Here is an 18,592-nt window from a genome sequence, read left to right as displayed (position 1 = left end):
TTTCAATCTCTGCTAGCAAATCAGCAGACAAGTTTAATTCATTAAATTTCACGTTATTCTTCTTTCTAAAGGTGGTGCGAAGCCACCCTATAGGGCTTAGTTTATACTTTTCTTTTTATGACGTATTTTCATATACTGGATACAAAATCGTGTTGCTTCTTTTCCACAAAAGAAAAGTACTGTTTTCTTTGCAACCTATCTAGTATAACACAAGAGAGAAGCAAAAGATAGCCAAATCCATCGATAATATCATGTAAACGATTTTTCTGAGAAAGTAAGGCTATAATTTCCACTATTTCATAAACTTTTTTAAAGCGTAGCAGAATTGTGCAAAAGTTTTTTTCTTGTGCTAGAATGAAATGCGAATAGGAGGAAGATAAATGTTAACTTATGATTTAATCGTTATCGGATTTGGTAAAGCTGGTAAAACACTAGCTGGTAAATTGGCTTCAGCTGGCAAAAAAGTTGCCCTCGTTGAACGTAGCAAAGCTATGTACGGTGGAACTTGTATCAACATTGGTTGTATCCCAACTAAGACTTTGCTTGTTGCTGCTGAGAAAGACTTGTCTTTTGAAGAAGTGATTGCTACCAAAAACACTATCACTGGTCGCCTCAACGGTAAAAACTATGCGACTGTTGCTGGTACAGGTGTCGATATCTTTGATGCGGAAGCTCACTTCCTTTCAAATAAAGTCATAGAAATCCAAGCTGGTGATGAAAAGAAAGAACTGACTGCTGAAACAATCGTCATCAACACTGGTGCTGTTTCAAACATCTTGCCAATCCCTGGACTTGCTACAAGCAAAAACGTCTTTGACTCAACAGGTATTCAAAACTTGGACAAATTGCCTGAAAAACTTGGAATTCTTGGTGGAGGAAATATCGGTCTTGAATTTGCTGGTCTTTACAACAAACTTGGAAGCAAGGTTACAGTTCTAGATGCCTTGGATACTTTCCTACCTCGTGCAGAACCTTCCATCGCAGCTCTTGCTAAGCAATATATGGAAGAAGACGGCATTGAATTGCTTCAAAACATCCGTACTACTGAAATCAAAAACGACGGTGACCAAGTCCTTGTCGTAACTGAAAACGAAACTTACCGTTTCGATGCCCTTCTCTACGCAACTGGACGCAAACCAAATGTAGAACCACTTCAACTTGAAAATACAGATATTGAACTTACTGAACGTGGTGCTATTAAAGTAGACAAACATTGTCAAACAAACGTTCCCGGTGTCTTTGCGGTTGGAGATGTCAACGGTGGCCTTCAATTTACATACATTTCACTTGATGACTTCCGTGTTGTCTACAGCTACCTTGCTGGAGATGGCAGCTACACACTTGAAGACCGTCTCAATGTACCAAATACTATGTTCATCACACCTGCCCTTTCACAAGTTGGTTTGACTGAAAGCCAAGCAGCTGATTTGAAACTTCCATACGCCGTTAAGGAAATTCCTGTTGCAGCAATGCCTCGTGGTCACGTAAACGGAGATCTTCGCGGAGCCTTCAAAGCTGTTGTCAATACTGAAACAAAAGAAATTCTTGGAGCAAGCATCTTCTCAGAAGGTTCTCAAGAAATCATTAACATCATCACTGTTGCTATGGACAACAAGATTCCTTACACTTACTTCACAAAACAAATCTTCACTCACCCAACCTTGGCTGAGAACTTGAATGACTTGTTTGCGATTTAAGTTGAGATTTAATCGTATCGAACAGCCCTCCGAGGGCTGTTTTCATTTCTGCGAAATCTCATACTCTTCGAAAATCTCTTCAAACCACGTCAGCTTCACCTTGCCGTATATATATGTGACTGACTTCGTCAGTCTTATCTACAACCTCAAAGCAGTACTTTGAGCAACCTGCGGCTAGCTTCCTAGTTTGCTCTTTGATTTTCATTGAGTATCAAATCTGTCTTTTCCCTCTTTTATGATATAATAGAAACATGAACTTAAAAACTACTTTGGGTCTTCTTGCTGGGCGTTCTTCCCACTTCGTTTTAAGCCGTCTTGGCCGTGGAAGTACGCTCCCAGGAAAAGTCGCCCTTCAATTTGATAAAGATATTTTACAAAACCTAGCTAAGAACTACGAGATTGTCGTGGTCACTGGAACCAACGGAAAAACCCTGACAACTGCCCTCACTGTCGGTATTTTAAAAGAGGTTTATGGTCAGGTTCTGACCAACCCAAGCGGTGCCAACATGATTACAGGAATTGCGACAACCTTCTTAACAGCCAAATCTTCTAAAACTGGGAAAAATATTGCCGTCCTAGAGATTGACGAAGCAAGTCTATCTCGTATCTGTGACTATATCCAGCCAAGCTTATTTGTTATTACTAATATTTTCCGTGACCAGATGGACCGCTATGGTGAGATTTACACAACTTACAAGATGATTTTGGATGCTATTCGTAAAGTGCCTACTGCCACTGTTCTCCTTAATGGAGACAGTCCACTTTTCTACAAGCCAGCTATTCCAAATCCTGTACAGTATTTTGGTTTTGATTTGGAGAAAGGCCCAGCCCAACTGGCTCACTATAATACCGAAGGAATCCTCTGCCCTGACTGCCAAGGCATCCTCAAATATGAGCATAATACCTATGCAAACTTAGGTGCCTATATCTGTGAAGGCTGCGGATGTAAACGTCCTGATCTCGACTATCGCTTGACAGAACTAGTTGAGTTGACCAACAATCGCTCTCGCTTTGTCATTGACGGACAAGAATACGGTATTCAAATCGGTGGACTCTACAATATCTACAACGCCCTAGCTGCGGTTGCCATCGCCCGTTTCCTTGGTGCAGATTCACAACTCATCAAGCAGGGATTTGATAAGAGCCGTGCTGTCTTTGGACGCCAAGAAACCTTCCATATCGGTGACAAGGAATGTACCCTTGTCTTAATTAAAAATCCAGTCGGTGCGACCCAAGCTATCGAAATGATTAAACTAGCACCTTATCCATTTAGTCTATCTGTCCTCCTTAATGCCAACTATGCAGACGGTATTGATACCAGCTGGATCTGGGATGCTGATTTTGAACAAATCACTGACATGGACATTCCCGAAATCAACGCTGGAGGTGTTCGCCATTCTGAAATCGCACGTCGTCTACGAGTGACGGGCTATCCTGCTGAGAAAATCACTGAAACAAGTAGTCTGGAACAAGTTCTTAAGACCATTGAGAACCAAGACTGCAAGCATGCTTATATCCTGGCTACCTATACTGCTATGCTTGAATTCCGCGAACTGCTGGCTAGTCGTCAGATTATTAGAAAGGAGATGAACTAATGGTTTATACTTCACTTTCCTCAAAAGATGGCATTTACCCTTATCAGCTCAACATTGCCCACCTCTACGGTAACCTCATGAATACCTACGGGGACAATGGAAACATCCTCATGCTCAAATATGTGGCTGAAAAACTAGGGGCCCATGTGACGATTGACATCGTTTCACTGCATGATGATTTTGATGAAAACCACTACGACATCGCCTTTTTCGGTGGCGGTCAAGACTTTGAACAAAGTATTATTGCAGACGACCTACCTGCCAAAAAAGAAAGCATTGACAACTACATCCAAAACGACGGTGTGGTTCTGGCTATCTGCGGTGGTTTCCAACTATTGGGTCAATATTATATTGAAGCTTCAGGGAGACGTATCGAAGGGCTAGGTGTCATGGGCCACTACACCCTCAACCAGACCAATAACCGTTTTATCGGTGACATCAAGATTCACAATGAAGATTTCGATGAAACCTACTATGGTTTTGAAAATCATCAGGGCCGTACCTTCCTCTCAGATGACCAAAAACCGCTGGGACAGGTTGTCTATGGAAATGGAAATAACGAAGAAAAGGTCGGCGAAGGGGTTCATTATAAGAATGTCTTTGGTTCCTACTTCCACGGACCTATCCTCTCTCGTAATGCCAATCTAGCTTATCGCCTAGTCACTACTGCCCTCAAGAAAAAGTACGGACAGGACATCCAACTCCCTGCCTATGAGGACATTCTTAGCCAAGAAATCGCTGAAGAATACAGCGATGTTAAAAGCAAGGCAGACTTTTCTTAAACCAAGGAAAACTCTATCAAAGAACTCCGCCATCATATCGGAGTTCTTTTTGTCTGTTCTTTTACCCTTCTCCCTTGCATTTTCTCTCTTTTTTTGCCAAAATAGAGGGGTAGAAAGAAGGTAGCATATGTCTAAATTACAACAAATCGTAACATATCTTGAATCAGAAAAACTAGACGTCGCTGTCGTATCTGACCCCGTCACAATCAATTACCTCACTGGCTTTTACAGTGATCCCCATGAACGCCAAATGTTCCTTTTTGTCCTAGCGGATCAGGAACCCCTCCTCTTTGTCCCAGCCCTTGAGGTTGAGCGTGCAAGCAGCACTGTTTCCTTCCCAGTTGTGGGCTATGTGGATTCTGAAAACCCATGGCAAAAAATGAAACATGCTCTTCCACAACTTGACTTCAAACGTGTCGCTGTTGAGTTTGACAATCTCATCTTGACCAAATACCATGGCTTGAAAATAGTCTTTGAAACTGCTGAATTTGAAAACCTCACTCCTCGTATCCAACGCATGCGCCTCATCAAATCAGCTGACGAAGTGCAAAAAATGATGGTTGCAGGTCTCTATGCGGACAAGGCTGTTAAGGTTGGTTTTGATAATATTTCTCTTGATAAGACAGAGACAGATATCATCGCCCAAATCGACTTTGCCATGAAACGTGAAGGCTATGAAATGAGTTTTGATACCATGGTCTTGACTGGTGATAACGCTGCAAATCCGCACGGCATTCCAGCAGCTAATAAGGTCGAAAATAACGCCCTTCTCCTCTTTGACCTAGGGGTTCTGGTCAACGGTTATGCGTCAGATATGACTCGTACAGTCGCTGTCGGTAAGCCAGACCAGTTCAAGAAAGATATTTACAACTTAACCCTTGAAGCCCAACAAACAGCTATTGACTTTATCAAGCCAGGAGTGACTGCCCATGAAGTGGACCGCGCTGCCCGTGAGGTCATCGAAAAAGCTGGTTACGGTGAGTACTTCAACCACCGTCTTGGTCACGGTATCGGTATGGATGTCCACGAATTCCCATCTATCATGGAAGGAAACGACATGATCATCGAAGAAGGCATGTGCTTCTCCGTTGAACCAGGTATCTATATCCCTGGTAAAGTCGGTGTCCGTATCGAAGACTGCGGTGTTGTCACTAAGAATGGATTTGACCTCTTTACAAGCACCAGCAAAGACTTGCTTTATTTTGATTAAAATTATACAAAAAAGTTAGCTCGAACAGCTAACTTTTTACTTTATCTTCTTGATGCTTTGGTTCAAAATAAATCCGACAATCATCCCCACTGTATTTTGGAAAAAGTTGGGAAGAATTTCAGGTAGGGCTGCAGCCCAGCCATTCATCAATGTAGAACCCAAGGCGTAACCCCCTACCATGGCAACAGTTGCTAAGATAAGACCTAGCCACTGAGTTTTTCCTTTAAATCCTGCGAAAAATCCCTGCAAGCCATGGTTGACCAAGCTAAAGAACATCCACTGAGGATAGCCTGATAAGAGGTCAATCAAGAAACCTGCTAGTCCTCCGACTACAGCCCCTTCACGACTACCAAAGTAGAAGGCCGTAAAGAAGACACCCGCATCTAAAAGAGTTAGAATGCCTGTCGGTGTTGGAATTTTTAAGAAATAGCCTAGAACCACAGAGAGGGCGGTTAATAGGGATACAAGGGCGATTTTAGTTGTTTTGCTTTGCTTCATATTGTCTTACTCCATACTGATCTGCTTGTGCAATGGCACGATAAACGAAAGCCTTAGAGCTTTCTACTGCTGGTAAAAGTTCATCACCTTTAACCAAGTGACTGGCAATGCTAGAGGCAAAGGTACAACCTGCACCAGCATTTTGCCCTTGAATGACAGGATTTTCTAGGACTGTAAAGTTTTGTCCATCATAAAAGACATCTACAGCCTTGTCCTGACTAAGGCGATTGCCTCCCTTGATAATGACTGCTGGCGCTCCTAAGTCATGCAATTTCTGCGCTGCAACCTTCATATCTTCAAGGGTTTTAATCTCTTGATCTGCTAGTAATTCTGCTTCAGGAAGATTAGGTGTAATCACACTGACATGAGGGAAAAAGCGAATCAACTCTTGACAGAGTTCACTAACTGCTACGTCGTGCGTTTCCTTGCAGACCAAGACAGGATCCAGAACCACAGGCACTCCTGGGCGTTGCTTGATAAAGTCCAATGCCTTCTCAGCTACGCTGACAGTTGGTAGAAGACCGATCTTAATCCCTGCAAATTCCACATCACGCAAGCTATCTAATTCATGTTGAAAAATGGTATCGTCAGTTGGAAAGACTTCAAAACCTTTTTCTGTCAAGGCTGTCAAACAAGTCACTGCTACAAAGCCATGCAAGCCGTTCAAGGTATAGGTAGCCAAATCAGCTGACAGTCCACCACCACTAAAAATATCATTTCCAGAAAGTGCTAAAATACGATTATTCTTCATAACGAATCTCCTTTAAATACAAACCATTCGGTGCTGCAGTGGGACCTGCAAGTTGCCTGTCCTTTTTCTCCAAAATCAGGTCAATCTGCTCTACTGGCATGCGGTTATTGCCGATTTTGAGCAGTGTCCCCACCATATTGCGAATCTGCTTATACAAGAAACCATTTCCTGAAAAGGTAAAGGTCAAAAATTGTCCTGTCTCATCAACCCTGAGACTAGCTTCTGTGATGGTGCGAACCTTATCCTCCACACTGGTTCCAGAAGCTGTAAAGCCTGTGAAATCGTGGGTTCCCTCTAGCTTTTTGATAGCCTCCTGCATCCGATCCACATCTAGTGGGTAGGGAAAGTGGGTGGCATAGTGACGGCGCATGGGATTTTTGGGACGTCCTCTATCCACAATAAACTCATAGGTCTTGCTGTGCTTGGCATAACGGCAATGAAAATCATCTGCCACAAGCTCAATCGAAACCACATCAATATCTTCAGGGGACTGGGTGTCAAGAGCAAAGCGAAGTTTCTCCTCATCCATTTGATAAGGCAGGTCAAAATGAATGACCTGTCCCAGAGCATGAACCCCACTATCTGTCCTACCAGCACCGTGAACAGTAATAGCTTGCCCCTTATTCAATCTAGTCAAGGTTTTTTCAATTTCCTCCTGAACGCTACGCGCATGAGGCTGGCGCTGAAAACCAGCGAAGGCGTAACCATCATAGGAAATAGTTGCTTTGTATCTTGTCATAATTTCTATTCTATCAAGAAATTAGTCTATAGACAAGGTTCTAAAACAAATACTGTCTGGGTACAAAAATCTCATACTCTTCGAAAATTCCTTCAAACCACGTCAGCTTCACCTTGCCGTAGATATGGTTACTGACTTCGTCAATTCTATCCACAACCTCAAAACAGTGTTTTGAACAACCTGCGGCTAGCTTTCTAGTTTGCTCTTTGATTTTCATTGAGTATCAAAAGAAAAACTTAGGAAACCAATCCTAAGCTCTCTTTTGAAGTAGGTACATGACAAAGATAGAGGTTGCAATCAACCAAGATCCTAAGATACTAAAGACCATCATCCCATTGTGAGTTAGTAAGCCAATTGCACCTAGAACAAATGGGGTCGTAAAGGCTCCAAAACTACAGCCTAAAACCGCAAATGAAGTTGCTTGATTGAGGAGTTTAGCTGGAATTCGTTCAGAGACAAGTTGAAAAACTGTCGTCAAAGCTACACTGTAGGCAAATCCAGCCAAAATACTTCCTGCCACTACCACCCACAAGGATGGAGACAGGGCAATCACAATTTGCCCTAAGCCAAAGGTAATACCAGACCAGAGGAGCAACTTTTCCTTAAAGATAGAAATCAAGAAAGAAAAACTCACCCCAGCCACAATCCCGATCAACTGCATGACACTAAGAACAAAACTAGATAACTGGGCATCCCCTAGTCCTCTCTCCACCATCAAACTTGGAATACGGATGGTAATAGCTGTATTGGTACAAACTACAACCGCCGCTTCAATAGCTAGGATAAAAATCAAGCCTTTCATTTCCCCAGTTAAGCGACTTGCTTCCTTCGCTTTTTTCTTAACTTCTTTCTTTTCCTTTCCATAAGGGACAAAGAGCAGATAAAGGGTCAGCACCAAAAATCCAGCACTATATGCTAGGAAGGTAGCTGTCCAACCAAAGGCCAACAACTGACCGACTGCCAAGGTAATGAGAGAAGCCCCAACGACCTCTGCAGAACCGCGTAACCCTAGCATCTGAATTCTCGTTTTTCCTTGATAACGTTCACTGATAATAGAAATGGCCTTAGCATTGATCATCCCAACACCTAAACCAAAAAGAATCCGTGTTCCAAAGACAAAGGGATAGGCTTGATACCAAAAGGGTGCTGTTCCACTCAGTGATAAAATCAGCAATCCCAAACTAATCTGTAATCGCTCAGGAAATATTTTTTCTAAGAAACCATTTAGTAGTAACATAATCATGATCCCAAAGGATGGCAAGCTCGCCAAGAGCTCAATTTGTTCCTTAGGATAACCTTGATAATAGTCAAACATGGCTGGCAGGGCACTCGAGATGGAAAAGGATGTAATCAAAACGAGGGAGAGAGCCAAAATACTGGCCCGTTCTAAAAATTGTTTCATGAAATCTCTTTCTATATTTTCTCTTAATCTTCTGTCTCTTTTGATAGTTATCAAACAAGCAAGAAAAGAAGAAGCCTCTTTAGTGTGCAGACTCCTTCTTAAACTCGAAAATGAATCCCTTGTATCTTAGGATGACTTTCTCTTGATTTGCTTGATAAAGTAGAAGATAAATCCTGCTAGCATATAGGCAACAAAGATAATCAGACACCACTTGAACACGACATCCCAACCCTTATTCACATTCAAAAAGAAGTAAGGGAAAGGACTGACCTTAGAATTGGGGATGTCTAATTTCAGTACCAAGCCATTAAAAAGAGCAAAAATCATATACAGCAAGGGTAAAATCGTCCACACAACTGGATCCCAAATCTTGTATTGACCCTGTTTGTCAAAAAAGAGGGTATCTGCTAAAAACCAAAGGGGAACGATATAGTGGCAAAGGAAATTTTCCAGAGTATAGAAATTAGTCGCAATGGGTGCTAAAAGGAAATGGTAAATCACACAGGTAATCATGATACTCATAGTGACCCCACCTTTTAAGCGCAAGAGACTTGGCCTTTGCCAGTTTTCACCTAAACGGCTCATAACCTTTAGGAGATAGAGCGTAAAAATCGCTACTAACAGATTTGACAGAACCGTATAATAGAGAAGCATCCCAAATCCGCCATGCTTGGCGATTTCAAGATAAACTCCCGTAAAAGCCGCTAGAAACAAGAAGATACGGCTATAAAATACAAATTTATAGTGTTTTGACATGCTTAAATTTTCTTCACAAACTCTGATTTGAGTTTCATAGCACCAAAGCCATCAATCTTACAGTCGATATTGTGGTCGCCTTCTACGATGCGGATATTTTTCACGCGCGTTCCTTGTTTCAAATCTTTTGGCGCACCTTTTACTTTCAAGTCCTTGATGAGGGTTACTGTATCACCATCAGCCAATTTATTTCCGTTGGCATCGATAGCAACAAGGCCCTCTTCTACTTCTGCAACTTCAGCAGGATTCCACTCATGAGCACACTCTGGGCAAACCAGTAGGGCACCGTCTTCGTAGACATACTCTGAGTTACATTTTGGACAATTTGGTAAGTTGTTCATGGTTTCTCCTTATCATCATTCACTATTCTTTGAAAATCAAAATTTCTCGAACAGCAACTATTATACCTTAAAATCAGCATTTTGACAAATTTAGAAAAAACCGATATCCATCTATCGGCTTTTCTACATTTACATTCTTTTTTCAGCTTCTGCTTTAATTTTTTCAACTACTTCTTGAATGTTCAAGCCTGTTGTATCAAGGTAGACAGCATCCTCTGCTTGTTTGAGAGGCGATGTTTCACGATGACTATCCTTGTAGTCACGCGCAGCAATCTCCTCTTTGAGGGTTTCAAGGTCTGTTTCAATTCCCTTAGCGATATTTTCCTTGTAACGACGCTCTGCTCTCTCATCAACAGAAGCTACTAGGAAAATTTTCAATTCTGCTTGTGGCAATACAACAGTTCCAATGTCGCGACCGTCCATGACAATCCCACCTTGCTGGGCAATCTCTTGCTGGAGAGAAACTAGTTTCTCACGTACTTCAGGAATTGCTGCAATAGCAGAAACATGATTGGTCACTTCATTTTCACGGATAGGATGGGTAATATCCACATCTCCTACAAAGACAAGCTGCTCCCCAGTTTCTGAACGTCCAAAACTAATTGGATGCTGGTCCAACAAGGCTAGAAGTGCTTCAACTTCTTCTACTCCTAACTGGTTCTTGAGAGCCATATAGGTCGCTGCGCGATACATGGCACCTGTATCAAGGTAAGTATAACCAAAATCCTTGGCAATAATCTTTGCGACTGTACTCTTACCACTGGAAGCAGGACCATCAATAGCAATTTGAATTGTTTTCATATCAACTCCTATTTGATTTTAACAACATCACCTGGATTAGCAAACCAAGATCCTGTAGCCATGTGCCCAGGATTCAAGGCCTCTAACTGAGCAATCGAAATCCCCGCGCGAGCTGCAATAGCTGCTTCTCCTTCTCCAGCCAAGACTTTTGTCGTCCCTTCTGGATCTGTTGAATGTTCTGAGCTACTAGATGACTCTTCCTTTCCCTCTGAACTAGAAGATACCTGCTCTGAACTACTAGAAGATGAAACCTGTACTACATTTGCATCAGAATCGTGAAAATCTTTCAAGGCTGCCGTGCGATTGCTCCCACCCGATGAAAGATAGATAAGAACAATGATCATCACGACTACAATCACAAAGAAAATACTTGCTAAGATAGTTAAGATACGGTTAGCAACGACTCCTCCGCCTTGTTCTCTCTTACGACGTTGTATTCTTGTTTCTTCTTGATTCTCATAAATATCTTCTTGCCACGGTTCTTTTGCCATACCTTACTCCTTGTTTTTTTTTACTTTTCTTATTACAATATAAATATGAAAATCACACTTATACCTGAACGTTGCATTGCCTGTGGGCTTTGCCAAACTTATTCTGATTTATTTGATTATCACGATAATGGAATCGTGCGTTTTTACGATGACCCTGACCAACTAGAAAAAGAAATCTCTCCTAGCCAGGACGTCATAGAAGCTGTTAGAAACTGTCCGACACGTGCCTTGATTAAAGATTAACTATAATATCGACAAGAACGTTCCACTCCTTCTAGTTTAGCATATTTCCATGCAAAATTATAGTCTTTTCACTTTATTTTTTTCTGTAAAATCAGGAAGGTCACTTTTTTCTTTGATAAGATAAAGTGGTCTTTTTTTAGTCTCTAGATAAATCTTACTAATATACTTGCCTAGAATCCCAATGGTCAAGAGTTGAATGCCTCCTAGAAAGAGAATGACAGCCATCAGAGAGGTCCAACCTGATGTTGGATTGCCCAGAATGAGGGTCCGAACCACAACAAAAAAGGTCATTAGTAGAGAAATAAAACAAGATAGGAGACCAGCTACGAAGGCTATAATCAAAGGAAAATCTGAAAAATTAACAATCCCTTCAATGGAGTAGAAAAAGAGTTGCCTAAAACTCCAACTGGTCTTGCCAGCCTGCCTTTCGACATTTGGATAGTCCAGATAGTAGGTTTTAAACCCCACCCAGGCAAAGAGCCCCTTTGAAAAACGATTGGACTCGGTCAAAGCTAAAATGGCATCGACTACAGACCTTCTCATCATGCGAAAATCACGGACACCTGACGGCAGGGCTACTGGACTGATTTTTTGCATGAGACGGTAAAAGATGTCAGCACAGAAACTGCGAAAGAAGGGTTCTCCCTCCCGACTAGTTCTCCGTGTTCCAACGCAGTCCAAATCTGCATTCTGATCTAGTAAGGCTTTCATATCAAGCAACATACTAGGAGGATCTTGGAGGTCTGCATCCATTACCACCACCAGATCTCCTGTCGCATATTGCAAACCTGCATACAGAGCCGCTTCTTTCCCAAAATTTCGAGAGAAAGAAAGATAATGCACTGCCGGATTTTGCTCCCGATAGGCCTTTAAGAGTTCCAAGGTCCCATCACTTGATCCATCATCGACAAAGACATACTCGATTTCTGCTTCCAAATCTGGAAGTAAAGCTTCCAAAGCCTGATAAAAAAGAGGAAGTACTTCCTCTTCGTTTAAACAGGGGACAATGATTGATATCACCATCTTAGTCTTCAAATCCATTTGGATGCTTGCTTTGCCAACGCCATGCGTCTTCACACATTTGGGTGATGTCTAGTTCTGCTTCCCAGCCTAGTTCTGCTTTAGCTTTTGCAGGGTCTGAGTAGCAGGCTGCGATATCCCCTGGGCGACGGTCTGCAATGCGATAAGGAATCGGACGTCCCACTGCTTTTTCCATGTTTTGGATAATTTCAAGAACAGAATAGCCTTTACCTGTTCCAAGGTTATAAACGTTTAGACCTGAACCCTTTTGGATTTTTTTCAGAGCTGCAACGTGACCTTTAGCCAAATCGACAACGTGGATATAGTCACGAACACCAGTTCCGTCTTCCGTATCGTAATCATCTCCAAACACTTGCACTTGCTCTAATTTTCCAACGGCTACTTGAGTCACATATGGTAAGAGGTTATTTGGAATACCGTTTGGATTTTCTCCCAAATCACCACTCTCATGGGCTCCAATTGGGTTAAAGTAACGAAGCAAGACCACATTCCATTCTGAGTCTGCCTTGTAGATATCCGTCAAAATTTCCTCTAGCATAAGCTTAGTGCGACCGTATGGGTTGGTCACTGAAAGTGGGAAATCTTCCAAGATTGGCACTGTATGAGGATCTCCGTAAACTGTCGCAGAAGAACTGAAAATGATATTTTTACAGTTGTTTTCTTCCATGACCTTCAAAAGACTAACAGTTCCAGCGATATTATTGTCATAATAGGCAAGAGGAATACGAGTAGATTCACCAACAGCCTTCAAACCAGCAAAATGAATGACACCTGTTGGTTCTTCTTGCTTGAAAATATCTCTGAGGGTGTCAGTATCACGGATATCTGCCTCATAGAAAGGCACTTCAACTCCTGTTATTCTTTCAACAACTTCTAAACTTTTACGGTTGCTGTTGACAAGGTTATCCACCACAACAACCTGATGACCTGCTTGGATTAACTCAATAACAGTGTGAGTTCCTATAAAACCTGCTCCACCTGTTACCAAAATCTTTTCTTGCATCTTCTTTCCTCGATTCTCGGATTTTTTCTTATTTTACCATTTTTGATAGGGAATGTCATTTACCATCCTAGAGGTGGCTAAAATTTCAGTAAAATCTTATTCACTTTTTACTCGTTTGACATAGTTTTCAATTGGGTAGTTTACTGGGTCCAGGGTCAACTCCTTATCTTGGATCAGTTGGGCTAAATGGTAACCAATGACAGGACCAGTTGTGAGGCCTGATGAACCTAGGCCACTGGCTGCATAGACACCTGCTAAATCAGGTACTTGCCCAAAAAACGGGGAGAAATCACTGGTATAGGCACGGATTCCCACACGTTCACCTGATGATTTCGCTTCTGCTAGAGTTGGGTAGTGAGAAAAGGCTGCCTCCTCCATTTGTTGGAGCAAGTTTTCATCTACTGTCAAATCAAAACCCATGTCATTTTCATGGGTAGCGCCTAAGGACAATTTCCCACCTGCAAAAGGAATCAAATCCCATTCCCCCTCTGGCATAACAACAGGGTAAGCTTCCATGTCTTGGGCAAGCTGATAATCTCGGAGTTGTCCTTTTTGAGGACGAACATCTACTTCATAACCTAAAGGCTCTAACAGGTGTCCCAGCCAAGCTCCCGTCGCCAAAATAACCTGATCAAACACCTCTTCGCCAATCTGGTAACCTGATGCTAAAGGTGTCAGACTCACTTTTTCTTTGACCAGCTTGACCTGACTGGCTTCTAGCAAACGAGTCACTAAGAGTTGGCCATCTACTCTCGCTCCACCAGAAGCGTAGAGCAGGCGGTCGAATCCCTGCAAGCCAGAGAATAATCCATTAGCTGAGGCTTGATCAAGAATGGCTAACTGCCCTATCAAGGGAGACTCTTCTCTGCGCTGGAGGGCTAGTTCATAGAGTTCTTCCAACTTAGTTTCATCCTTTTTCAAGAGAAAAACTCCCGAACGCTGGTAAAAGTCAATTTCTTGCCCCGACTTTTCTAAATCAGCCAACAAATCCACATAAAAGTCAGCCCCCAAGCGAGCAATCTTGTACCAGGCCTTATTGCGTCGTTTTGAAAACCAAGGACTGATAATTCCTGCTGCGGCCTTGGTAGCTTGACCTTGTCCATGGTCAAAAACGGTCACCTCTAGGTCACTTTCTTTCGAGAGGTAGTAGGCAGCTGTTGCTCCCACAATTCCTGCTCCGATAATGGCAACTTTTTTCATTGTTTTCACTTTCTAACTAGATATGGTGGAAAGGATTGGTCGATGCTTGACTAGGTACGATATCAATAGACCAGCCCTTCTCTGCCTTCCATTTAGTAAGGAGTGCTGCGATTTTTTCCACAAAAAGCACTTCGATATAGTGTCCTGGGTCCAATGCCAACAGGCCATCAGACAGCATATCCTGAGCAGTGTGATAGTAAATATCACCAGTGATATAAACATCTGCCCCCTTAGCTAAGGCATCCTTATAAAATGACTGCCCGCTACCACCACAGATGGCCACTCTTGAAATCGGCTTCTGCAAGTCACTCTCTCGATAATGCACCATTCGAAGACTATCTAGGCAAAAGACTTGCTTAACATGCTGGGCCAATTCTCCAAATGTCTTAGGTTGAATATTCCCAATACGTCCAATTCCACGTTCTGGACCTGTCTCCTGTAGATAAGTCGTCTCCTCGATACCTAGCATCTGACAAAACCAGTCATTGAGGCCATTTTCAACGATGTCAATGTTGGTATGGCTGACATAAACTGCGATGTCATGCTTGATCAGGTCGATGTAAATCTGATTTTGCGGACGGTTGGCAACCAAGTCCTTGATGGGACGAAAAATCGGCGCGTGCTTGACGATAATCAAATCCACACCCTTTTCAATAGCCTCTGCCACCGTCTCTTCTCGAATATCGAGGGCAACCATGACTCTTTGGATATCCTTGTCCAAAGTGCCGATTTGCAGGCCACGACTATCCCCCTCCATGGAAAATTCCTGGGGGCAAAAGGCTTCATACGCCTTAATAACTTCACTTGCTAGCATGGAGAACCTCCTTGATGGCTTGAATCTTATCTACTAGAACTTGACGTTCCTCCAGATTTTTTTCTGGGACTTGTCCGAGGGCGAACTCTAGCTTATCTGCTTCTTTTTGCCATTTTTGGACAAAGACTGGGCTGATTTCTTTGGACAAGAAGGGACCAAAGCGGACATCACTGGCTGATAACTTCATTTGTCCCGCTTCCACAACTAGAATTTCATAAAACTTGCCAGCTTCTTCTAGGATGCTTTCTGCTACAATCTGGAATCCGTGTTCCTGCAACCAGATACGCAAGTCGTCTTCACGATTATTGGGTTGGAGAATCAAACGCTCTACATGCGCTAGCTTGTCCAAGCCTTCTTCTAAAATCCTAGCAATCAAACGACCACCCATACCTGCAATGGTAATAACCGATACTTGGTCTGCCTCTTCAAAAGCTGCCAGGCCATTGGCTAAACGAACTTGGATTTTCTCCTTTAGACCGTGCGCCTCAACATTTTTAACCGCTGACTGGTAGGGACCTTCCACCACCTCACCTGCAATGGCGCTTTTGATTTGGCCTCTCTCGACTAACTCGATTGGCAGATAAGCATGGTCACTCCCCACATCTAGTAAAATGGCTCCCTGTGACACAAAGGAAGCCACTAATTCTAATCTCTTTGAAATCATCTTCTCTCACTTTCCAAAACTCTATTACCTCTTATTATACCACATTTCAGCTGGCAATCTTGCACCTAAAAAAACCGCAATCCACAGATTGCAGTCTTTCTTTATTTTCTGGCTTGATAGCGACTGGTTAGAATGAAAATCACGGTAAAGACCAACATCATGACACCATAGACAGGCAATGTTTGTCCTGTTAATGTCGAAATTTCAAGCAGTTTTTGAATTCTTGGGAAGAGAGCTGTAGCTAGGAAGCCACCTACTGACCAGACAATCAAGAGGGCTCTCCAGAGGGTAAATGGCAGGCAGGCTCTAAATACGGATAAGAAACCGATAGACCCAAGTAGATAATAGAGGAGAGTTGAGATTTCTAACTCAGACCAACCTTGGCTACTTCCAAATATTTTCACAAAAAGAACGCTGAACACAACCATGAGAGCGCTTGGTAGGGCACGAAGCATAGATTTTCTGAGGAAGTTTGGCTCAACAGGTTTGATATTTCGCTCAAAAGTCAGAACGAATGGTGGGAAACCTTCCACAAACTGGTCAATCATGGTAATCTGGATTGGAATGAAGGGGAAAATCAAGATCCACTCAGACCGACCTAGTAAAGCACTGGCGATACAAATCACCGCGAGCAAGAAGGAATAGATGGTCTTAATCAAGAAAATCGGTGCAATATGGGCGATATTATTGACCACCCGACGACCTTCAAAGAGAATCTCAGGAACATCATTGAAGTCTGAGTTCAAGAGAACCAGATTGGCAATCTGACGAGTCGCTGGATCTCCCTCAGCCATTACAATCGAACAATCCGCCTCACGAAGAGCCAGGATATCATTGACTCCGTCCCCTGTCATAGCTGTTGTATGCCCTGCTTTTTTCAGCGTTTGGATGATGAGTTTCTTTTGATGAGGGGAAACACGTCCGAAAATAGCTGTTTCCTCAGCCATATCAACCAATTCCTCATCCGTGATTTTTGAGCAATCCACATAGCTGTGGTAGTCCGCAAAACCAGCCTTCTGGGCAATGCTGGATACCGTAACTGGATTGTCACCAGAGATAATCTTGAGTCCCACTTCTTGAGAACGGAGATAATCTAGCGTCTCTGCTGCTCCCTCTCGAATAGGATCCAAGATTTCCAGCAAGGCTAGAGCTTGAATATCAGATGGTTTCTGTGGTTTGTGATGGTCTAGCTTTTCCTGACTGAGGGCCAAGACCAAGACACGAGATCCTCGTTCAAGAGCTTCTCTAGCTTCAGGAACTTCAGCATCCAGCAACATCTCCGGTGCCCCTAAGAAAACTGTTCCCAAACCTTCCAATTCCATAGCTCCCCACTTGCGGTCGCTTGAGAAGGGAAGATTCGAAAGCATAGGATAGGCTACCTGACCATGAAAACGTTGGCGTATAGCTTGAGCTGTTGGATTCTTATCCTCACTATGGGCCATATAGCTGGTTAATATGCTGTAAATATCATTTTCACCATAAGTTTCCGTCAGCGGAAGAACAGCCTCCACCTGCATCTTTCCTTGGGTGATGGTGCCCGTCTTGTCCAGACAGAGCATATCCACACGCGCCAAGGTCTCAACAGAGTACATCTCCTGCACCAAGACCTTTTTCAAGCCCAGCTTAATCACCGCAGTCAAAAGCGAAGTAATGGTCAAAAGGGCAATTCCCTTAGGCAACATCCCCAAAAGGGCTGTCGACGAGTTTACAACGGACGACTTAAGAGGCAGGCCTTTTAAAAGCAAGGCTTCTAGCAAGAGAGCCAGACCAAAAGGAATGATAATCTTTCCAGTAAAACCTGCTAACTTGTCCAGCGATTTCATGATACGTGAGTTGATCGGTTTAACGGTCTTGGCTTCCAGCATGAGTTTAGCAGCATAGTTGTCTGCCCCGACATGGTGGACTTGAGCCAAAACTGACCCACTGGCTAGGAAACTTCCAGACAAAAGCAAGGCATCAACTTCCTTTTGCACCAAATCACTTTCCCCTGTCAACATGGCTTCATTGACTTCCGCAAATCCTTCCAGAACTAAGGCATCACTGGGAATCTGCTCCCCAGCAGACAAACGAATGACCTCTCCTAGCACCAATTCTTCAGGATTGAGGGCAACTTCCTGTCCATCACGAATGGTTTTGACCTTTTCCTTGGTCATGAGATTGAGCTTATCGACCATGTGTTTAGCCCGCAGCTCGGTCACAATACCAGAAAAAGCGTTAAAGCAGATAACAGCAAAGAAGACTAGATTGCTCCAAGCCTGCACGAAGGCTAGTGCCAAAGCAATGGCAAAGTTCAAAGCATTAAAAAGGGTAAAGACATTTCGTTTAACGATTTGCCAAGTGCTGGTACTAGCCGATGCGGTAAAATCATTGACTAAGCCCTTAGCCTGTCTTTCCTTGACTTCTCTTTGGGTTAACCCCATAATCTTATTTTTATCCATAAGTTCTATCATATCATTTTTTCTAAAAGAATTCTAATCTCATCCCAAATATGGACCTGGTCAAGGGAAAAGGGTAACTTCTCAAAGTAACTTCCACTTGTCTAGCCGAAGTGGAAATTAGTCTAA

Annotated in this window: 21 protein-coding genes; 5 read left to right on the top strand and 16 right to left on the bottom strand. The window is 42.9% G+C overall.

Annotated features, from left to right (window positions below; genetic code table 11):
* Nucleotides 1–380 precede the first annotated feature (380 nt).
* Entirely contained in the window at nt 381–1,697 is a 1,317-nt protein-coding gene (locus tag RWM06_RS07835; protein WP_313970727.1) for an FAD-containing oxidoreductase, read from the top strand.
* 79 nt (nt 1,698–1,776) lie between these two features.
* Here RWM06_RS07835 and RWM06_RS07830 read toward each other — a convergent pair whose 3' ends face one another.
* Nucleotides 1,777–1,902 (bottom strand): hypothetical protein, encoded by a 126-nt coding sequence (locus tag RWM06_RS07830; RefSeq protein ID WP_257994513.1) that lies wholly within the window; start codon nt 1,900–1,902, stop codon nt 1,777–1,779.
* 46 nt (nt 1,903–1,948) lie between these two features.
* On the opposite strand from RWM06_RS07830, the gene murT reads away from it, so the two are divergent.
* From murT to RWM06_RS07815, 3 genes are all read left to right on the top strand, one after another.
* Nucleotides 1,949–3,292 (top strand): lipid II isoglutaminyl synthase subunit MurT, encoded by a 1,344-nt coding sequence (murT, locus tag RWM06_RS07825; protein WP_313970726.1) that lies wholly within the window; start codon nt 1,949–1,951, stop codon nt 3,290–3,292.
* Nucleotides 3,292–4,074, top strand: a complete 783-nt coding sequence (gene gatD / locus RWM06_RS07820; RefSeq protein WP_313970725.1) for a lipid II isoglutaminyl synthase subunit GatD — start codon at nt 3,292–3,294, stop codon at nt 4,072–4,074. Before murT ends, gatD begins: the two co-directional genes overlap by 1 nt.
* Nucleotides 4,075–4,201: 127 nt before the next feature.
* Nucleotides 4,202–5,284: a Xaa-Pro peptidase family protein gene (locus RWM06_RS07815; protein ID WP_313970724.1), complete on the top strand. Its 1,083-nt coding sequence runs from the start codon at nt 4,202–4,204 to the stop codon at nt 5,282–5,284.
* Between the two features lie 36 nt (nt 5,285–5,320).
* Here RWM06_RS07815 and RWM06_RS07810 read toward each other — a convergent pair whose 3' ends face one another.
* The 9 genes from RWM06_RS07810 to RWM06_RS07770 all read right to left on the bottom strand — a co-directional run bounded on the left by RWM06_RS07810 (nt 5,321) and on the right by RWM06_RS07770 (nt 11,063).
* Nucleotides 5,321–5,782, bottom strand: a complete 462-nt coding sequence (locus tag RWM06_RS07810; protein ID WP_313970723.1) for an ECF transporter S component — start codon at nt 5,780–5,782, stop codon at nt 5,321–5,323.
* Nucleotides 5,760–6,533 (bottom strand): bifunctional hydroxymethylpyrimidine kinase/phosphomethylpyrimidine kinase, encoded by a 774-nt coding sequence (locus tag RWM06_RS07805; protein ID WP_313970722.1) that lies wholly within the window; start codon nt 6,531–6,533, stop codon nt 5,760–5,762. Before RWM06_RS07805 ends, RWM06_RS07810 begins: the two co-directional genes overlap by 23 nt.
* Nucleotides 6,523–7,272: a tRNA pseudouridine(38-40) synthase TruA gene (gene truA, locus RWM06_RS07800; RefSeq protein WP_313970721.1), complete on the bottom strand. Its 750-nt coding sequence runs from the start codon at nt 7,270–7,272 to the stop codon at nt 6,523–6,525. The genes RWM06_RS07805 and truA overlap by 11 nt, the downstream gene beginning before the upstream one ends.
* A 40-nt stretch (nt 7,273–7,312) precedes the next feature.
* Nucleotides 7,313–7,489 (bottom strand): hypothetical protein, encoded by a 177-nt coding sequence (locus RWM06_RS07795; RefSeq protein ID WP_313970720.1) that lies wholly within the window; start codon nt 7,487–7,489, stop codon nt 7,313–7,315.
* 33 nt (nt 7,490–7,522) lie between these two features.
* The gene (locus RWM06_RS07790; protein WP_313970719.1) at nt 7,523–8,674 is read right to left on the bottom strand and encodes an MFS transporter; all 1,152 of its coding nucleotides are present in this window, start codon (nt 8,672–8,674) and stop codon (nt 7,523–7,525) included.
* Between the two features lie 126 nt (nt 8,675–8,800).
* Nucleotides 8,801–9,430, bottom strand: coding sequence for a Pr6Pr family membrane protein (locus tag RWM06_RS07785; RefSeq protein ID WP_313970718.1), 630 nt, complete (start codon nt 9,428–9,430; stop codon nt 8,801–8,803).
* A gap of 2 nt (nt 9,431–9,432) precedes the next feature.
* Entirely contained in the window at nt 9,433–9,771 is a 339-nt protein-coding gene (locus tag RWM06_RS07780; RefSeq protein WP_001061590.1) for a zinc ribbon domain-containing protein YjdM, read from the bottom strand.
* 129 nt (nt 9,772–9,900) lie between these two features.
* Nucleotides 9,901–10,572: a (d)CMP kinase gene (gene cmk, locus RWM06_RS07775; RefSeq protein WP_153224322.1), complete on the bottom strand. Its 672-nt coding sequence runs from the start codon at nt 10,570–10,572 to the stop codon at nt 9,901–9,903.
* Nucleotides 10,573–10,580: 8 nt separating this feature from the next.
* Nucleotides 10,581–11,063 carry an SAG1386/EF1546 family surface-associated protein gene (locus RWM06_RS07770; RefSeq protein ID WP_313970717.1) on the bottom strand — a complete coding sequence of 161 codons (483 nt, stop codon included), beginning with the start codon at nt 11,061–11,063 and terminating at the stop codon, nt 10,581–10,583.
* A 45-nt stretch (nt 11,064–11,108) separates the two neighbouring features.
* Between RWM06_RS07770 and RWM06_RS07765 the strand changes: the two genes are divergently transcribed.
* On the top strand, nt 11,109–11,306 hold the full coding sequence (locus RWM06_RS07765; RefSeq protein WP_313970716.1) for a ferredoxin: 198 nt from the start codon (nt 11,109–11,111) through the stop codon (nt 11,304–11,306).
* 57 nt (nt 11,307–11,363) lie between these two features.
* On the opposite strand, the gene RWM06_RS07760 is transcribed toward RWM06_RS07765, so the two are convergent.
* The 6 genes from RWM06_RS07760 to RWM06_RS07735 form a co-directional block, all read right to left on the bottom strand.
* Nucleotides 11,364–12,329: a glycosyltransferase family 2 protein gene (locus tag RWM06_RS07760; RefSeq protein WP_313970715.1), complete on the bottom strand. Its 966-nt coding sequence runs from the start codon at nt 12,327–12,329 to the stop codon at nt 11,364–11,366.
* A gap of 1 nt (nt 12,330) precedes the next feature.
* Nucleotides 12,331–13,350, bottom strand: a complete 1,020-nt coding sequence (gene galE / locus RWM06_RS07755; protein ID WP_313970714.1) for a UDP-glucose 4-epimerase GalE — start codon at nt 13,348–13,350, stop codon at nt 12,331–12,333.
* Nucleotides 13,351–13,446: 96 nt separating this feature from the next.
* Nucleotides 13,447–14,550, bottom strand: a complete 1,104-nt coding sequence (locus RWM06_RS07750; protein WP_313970713.1) for an FAD-binding oxidoreductase — start codon at nt 14,548–14,550, stop codon at nt 13,447–13,449.
* Between the two features lie 16 nt (nt 14,551–14,566).
* A complete protein-coding gene (locus RWM06_RS07745; protein WP_313970712.1) occupies nt 14,567–15,364 on the bottom strand; it encodes a Nif3-like dinuclear metal center hexameric protein in 798 nt (265 codons plus the stop codon).
* A complete protein-coding gene (locus RWM06_RS07740; protein WP_033683309.1) occupies nt 15,351–16,028 on the bottom strand; it encodes a tRNA (adenine(22)-N(1))-methyltransferase TrmK in 678 nt (225 codons plus the stop codon). Before RWM06_RS07740 ends, RWM06_RS07745 begins: the two co-directional genes overlap by 14 nt.
* A gap of 101 nt (nt 16,029–16,129) precedes the next feature.
* Entirely contained in the window at nt 16,130–18,466 is a 2,337-nt protein-coding gene (locus RWM06_RS07735) for a cation-translocating P-type ATPase (RefSeq protein ID WP_313970728.1), read from the bottom strand.
* Between the last annotated feature and the right edge of the window lie 126 nt (nt 18,467–18,592).

Origin of the sequence: uncultured Streptococcus sp. (assembly GCF_963516575.1) — a bacterium.
Lineage (GTDB): Bacteria > Bacillota > Bacilli > Lactobacillales > Streptococcaceae > Streptococcus.
This window is presented reverse-complemented; position numbering and strand designations above follow the sequence as displayed.

Excerpts from the sequence above, each read along its gene's own strand:
- RWM06_RS07835 (WP_313970727.1), top strand. The coding sequence starts at position 381 with ATGTTAACTTATGATTTAATCGTTATCGGATTTGGTAAAGCTGGTAAA.
- RWM06_RS07830 (WP_257994513.1), bottom strand. The coding sequence starts at position 1,902 with ATGAAAATCAAAGAGCAAACTAGGAAGCTAGCCGCAGGTTGCTCAAAG.
- murT (WP_313970726.1), top strand. The coding sequence starts at position 1,949 with ATGAACTTAAAAACTACTTTGGGTCTTCTTGCTGGGCGTTCTTCCCAC.
- gatD (WP_313970725.1), top strand. The coding sequence starts at position 3,292 with ATGGTTTATACTTCACTTTCCTCAAAAGATGGCATTTACCCTTATCAG.
- RWM06_RS07815 (WP_313970724.1), top strand. The coding sequence starts at position 4,202 with ATGTCTAAATTACAACAAATCGTAACATATCTTGAATCAGAAAAACTA.
- RWM06_RS07810 (WP_313970723.1), bottom strand. The coding sequence starts at position 5,782 with ATGAAGCAAAGCAAAACAACTAAAATCGCCCTTGTATCCCTATTAACC.
- RWM06_RS07805 (WP_313970722.1), bottom strand. The coding sequence starts at position 6,533 with ATGAAGAATAATCGTATTTTAGCACTTTCTGGAAATGATATTTTTAGT.
- truA (WP_313970721.1), bottom strand. The coding sequence starts at position 7,272 with ATGACAAGATACAAAGCAACTATTTCCTATGATGGTTACGCCTTCGCT.
- RWM06_RS07795 (WP_313970720.1), bottom strand. The coding sequence starts at position 7,489 with ATGAAAATCAAAGAGCAAACTAGAAAGCTAGCCGCAGGTTGTTCAAAA.
- RWM06_RS07790 (WP_313970719.1), bottom strand. The coding sequence starts at position 8,674 with ATGAAACAATTTTTAGAACGGGCCAGTATTTTGGCTCTCTCCCTCGTT.
- RWM06_RS07785 (WP_313970718.1), bottom strand. The coding sequence starts at position 9,430 with ATGTCAAAACACTATAAATTTGTATTTTATAGCCGTATCTTCTTGTTT.
- RWM06_RS07780 (WP_001061590.1), bottom strand. The coding sequence starts at position 9,771 with ATGAACAACTTACCAAATTGTCCAAAATGTAACTCAGAGTATGTCTAC.
- cmk (WP_153224322.1), bottom strand. The coding sequence starts at position 10,572 with ATGAAAACAATTCAAATTGCTATTGATGGTCCTGCTTCCAGTGGTAAG.
- RWM06_RS07770 (WP_313970717.1), bottom strand. The coding sequence starts at position 11,063 with ATGGCAAAAGAACCGTGGCAAGAAGATATTTATGAGAATCAAGAAGAA.
- RWM06_RS07765 (WP_313970716.1), top strand. The coding sequence starts at position 11,109 with ATGAAAATCACACTTATACCTGAACGTTGCATTGCCTGTGGGCTTTGC.
- RWM06_RS07760 (WP_313970715.1), bottom strand. The coding sequence starts at position 12,329 with ATGGTGATATCAATCATTGTCCCCTGTTTAAACGAAGAGGAAGTACTT.
- galE (WP_313970714.1), bottom strand. The coding sequence starts at position 13,350 with ATGCAAGAAAAGATTTTGGTAACAGGTGGAGCAGGTTTTATAGGAACT.
- RWM06_RS07750 (WP_313970713.1), bottom strand. The coding sequence starts at position 14,550 with ATGAAAAAAGTTGCCATTATCGGAGCAGGAATTGTGGGAGCAACAGCT.
- RWM06_RS07745 (WP_313970712.1), bottom strand. The coding sequence starts at position 15,364 with ATGCTAGCAAGTGAAGTTATTAAGGCGTATGAAGCCTTTTGCCCCCAG.
- RWM06_RS07740 (WP_033683309.1), bottom strand. The coding sequence starts at position 16,028 with ATGATTTCAAAGAGATTAGAATTAGTGGCTTCCTTTGTGTCACAGGGA.
- RWM06_RS07735 (WP_313970728.1), bottom strand. The coding sequence starts at position 18,466 with ATGGATAAAAATAAGATTATGGGGTTAACCCAAAGAGAAGTCAAGGAA.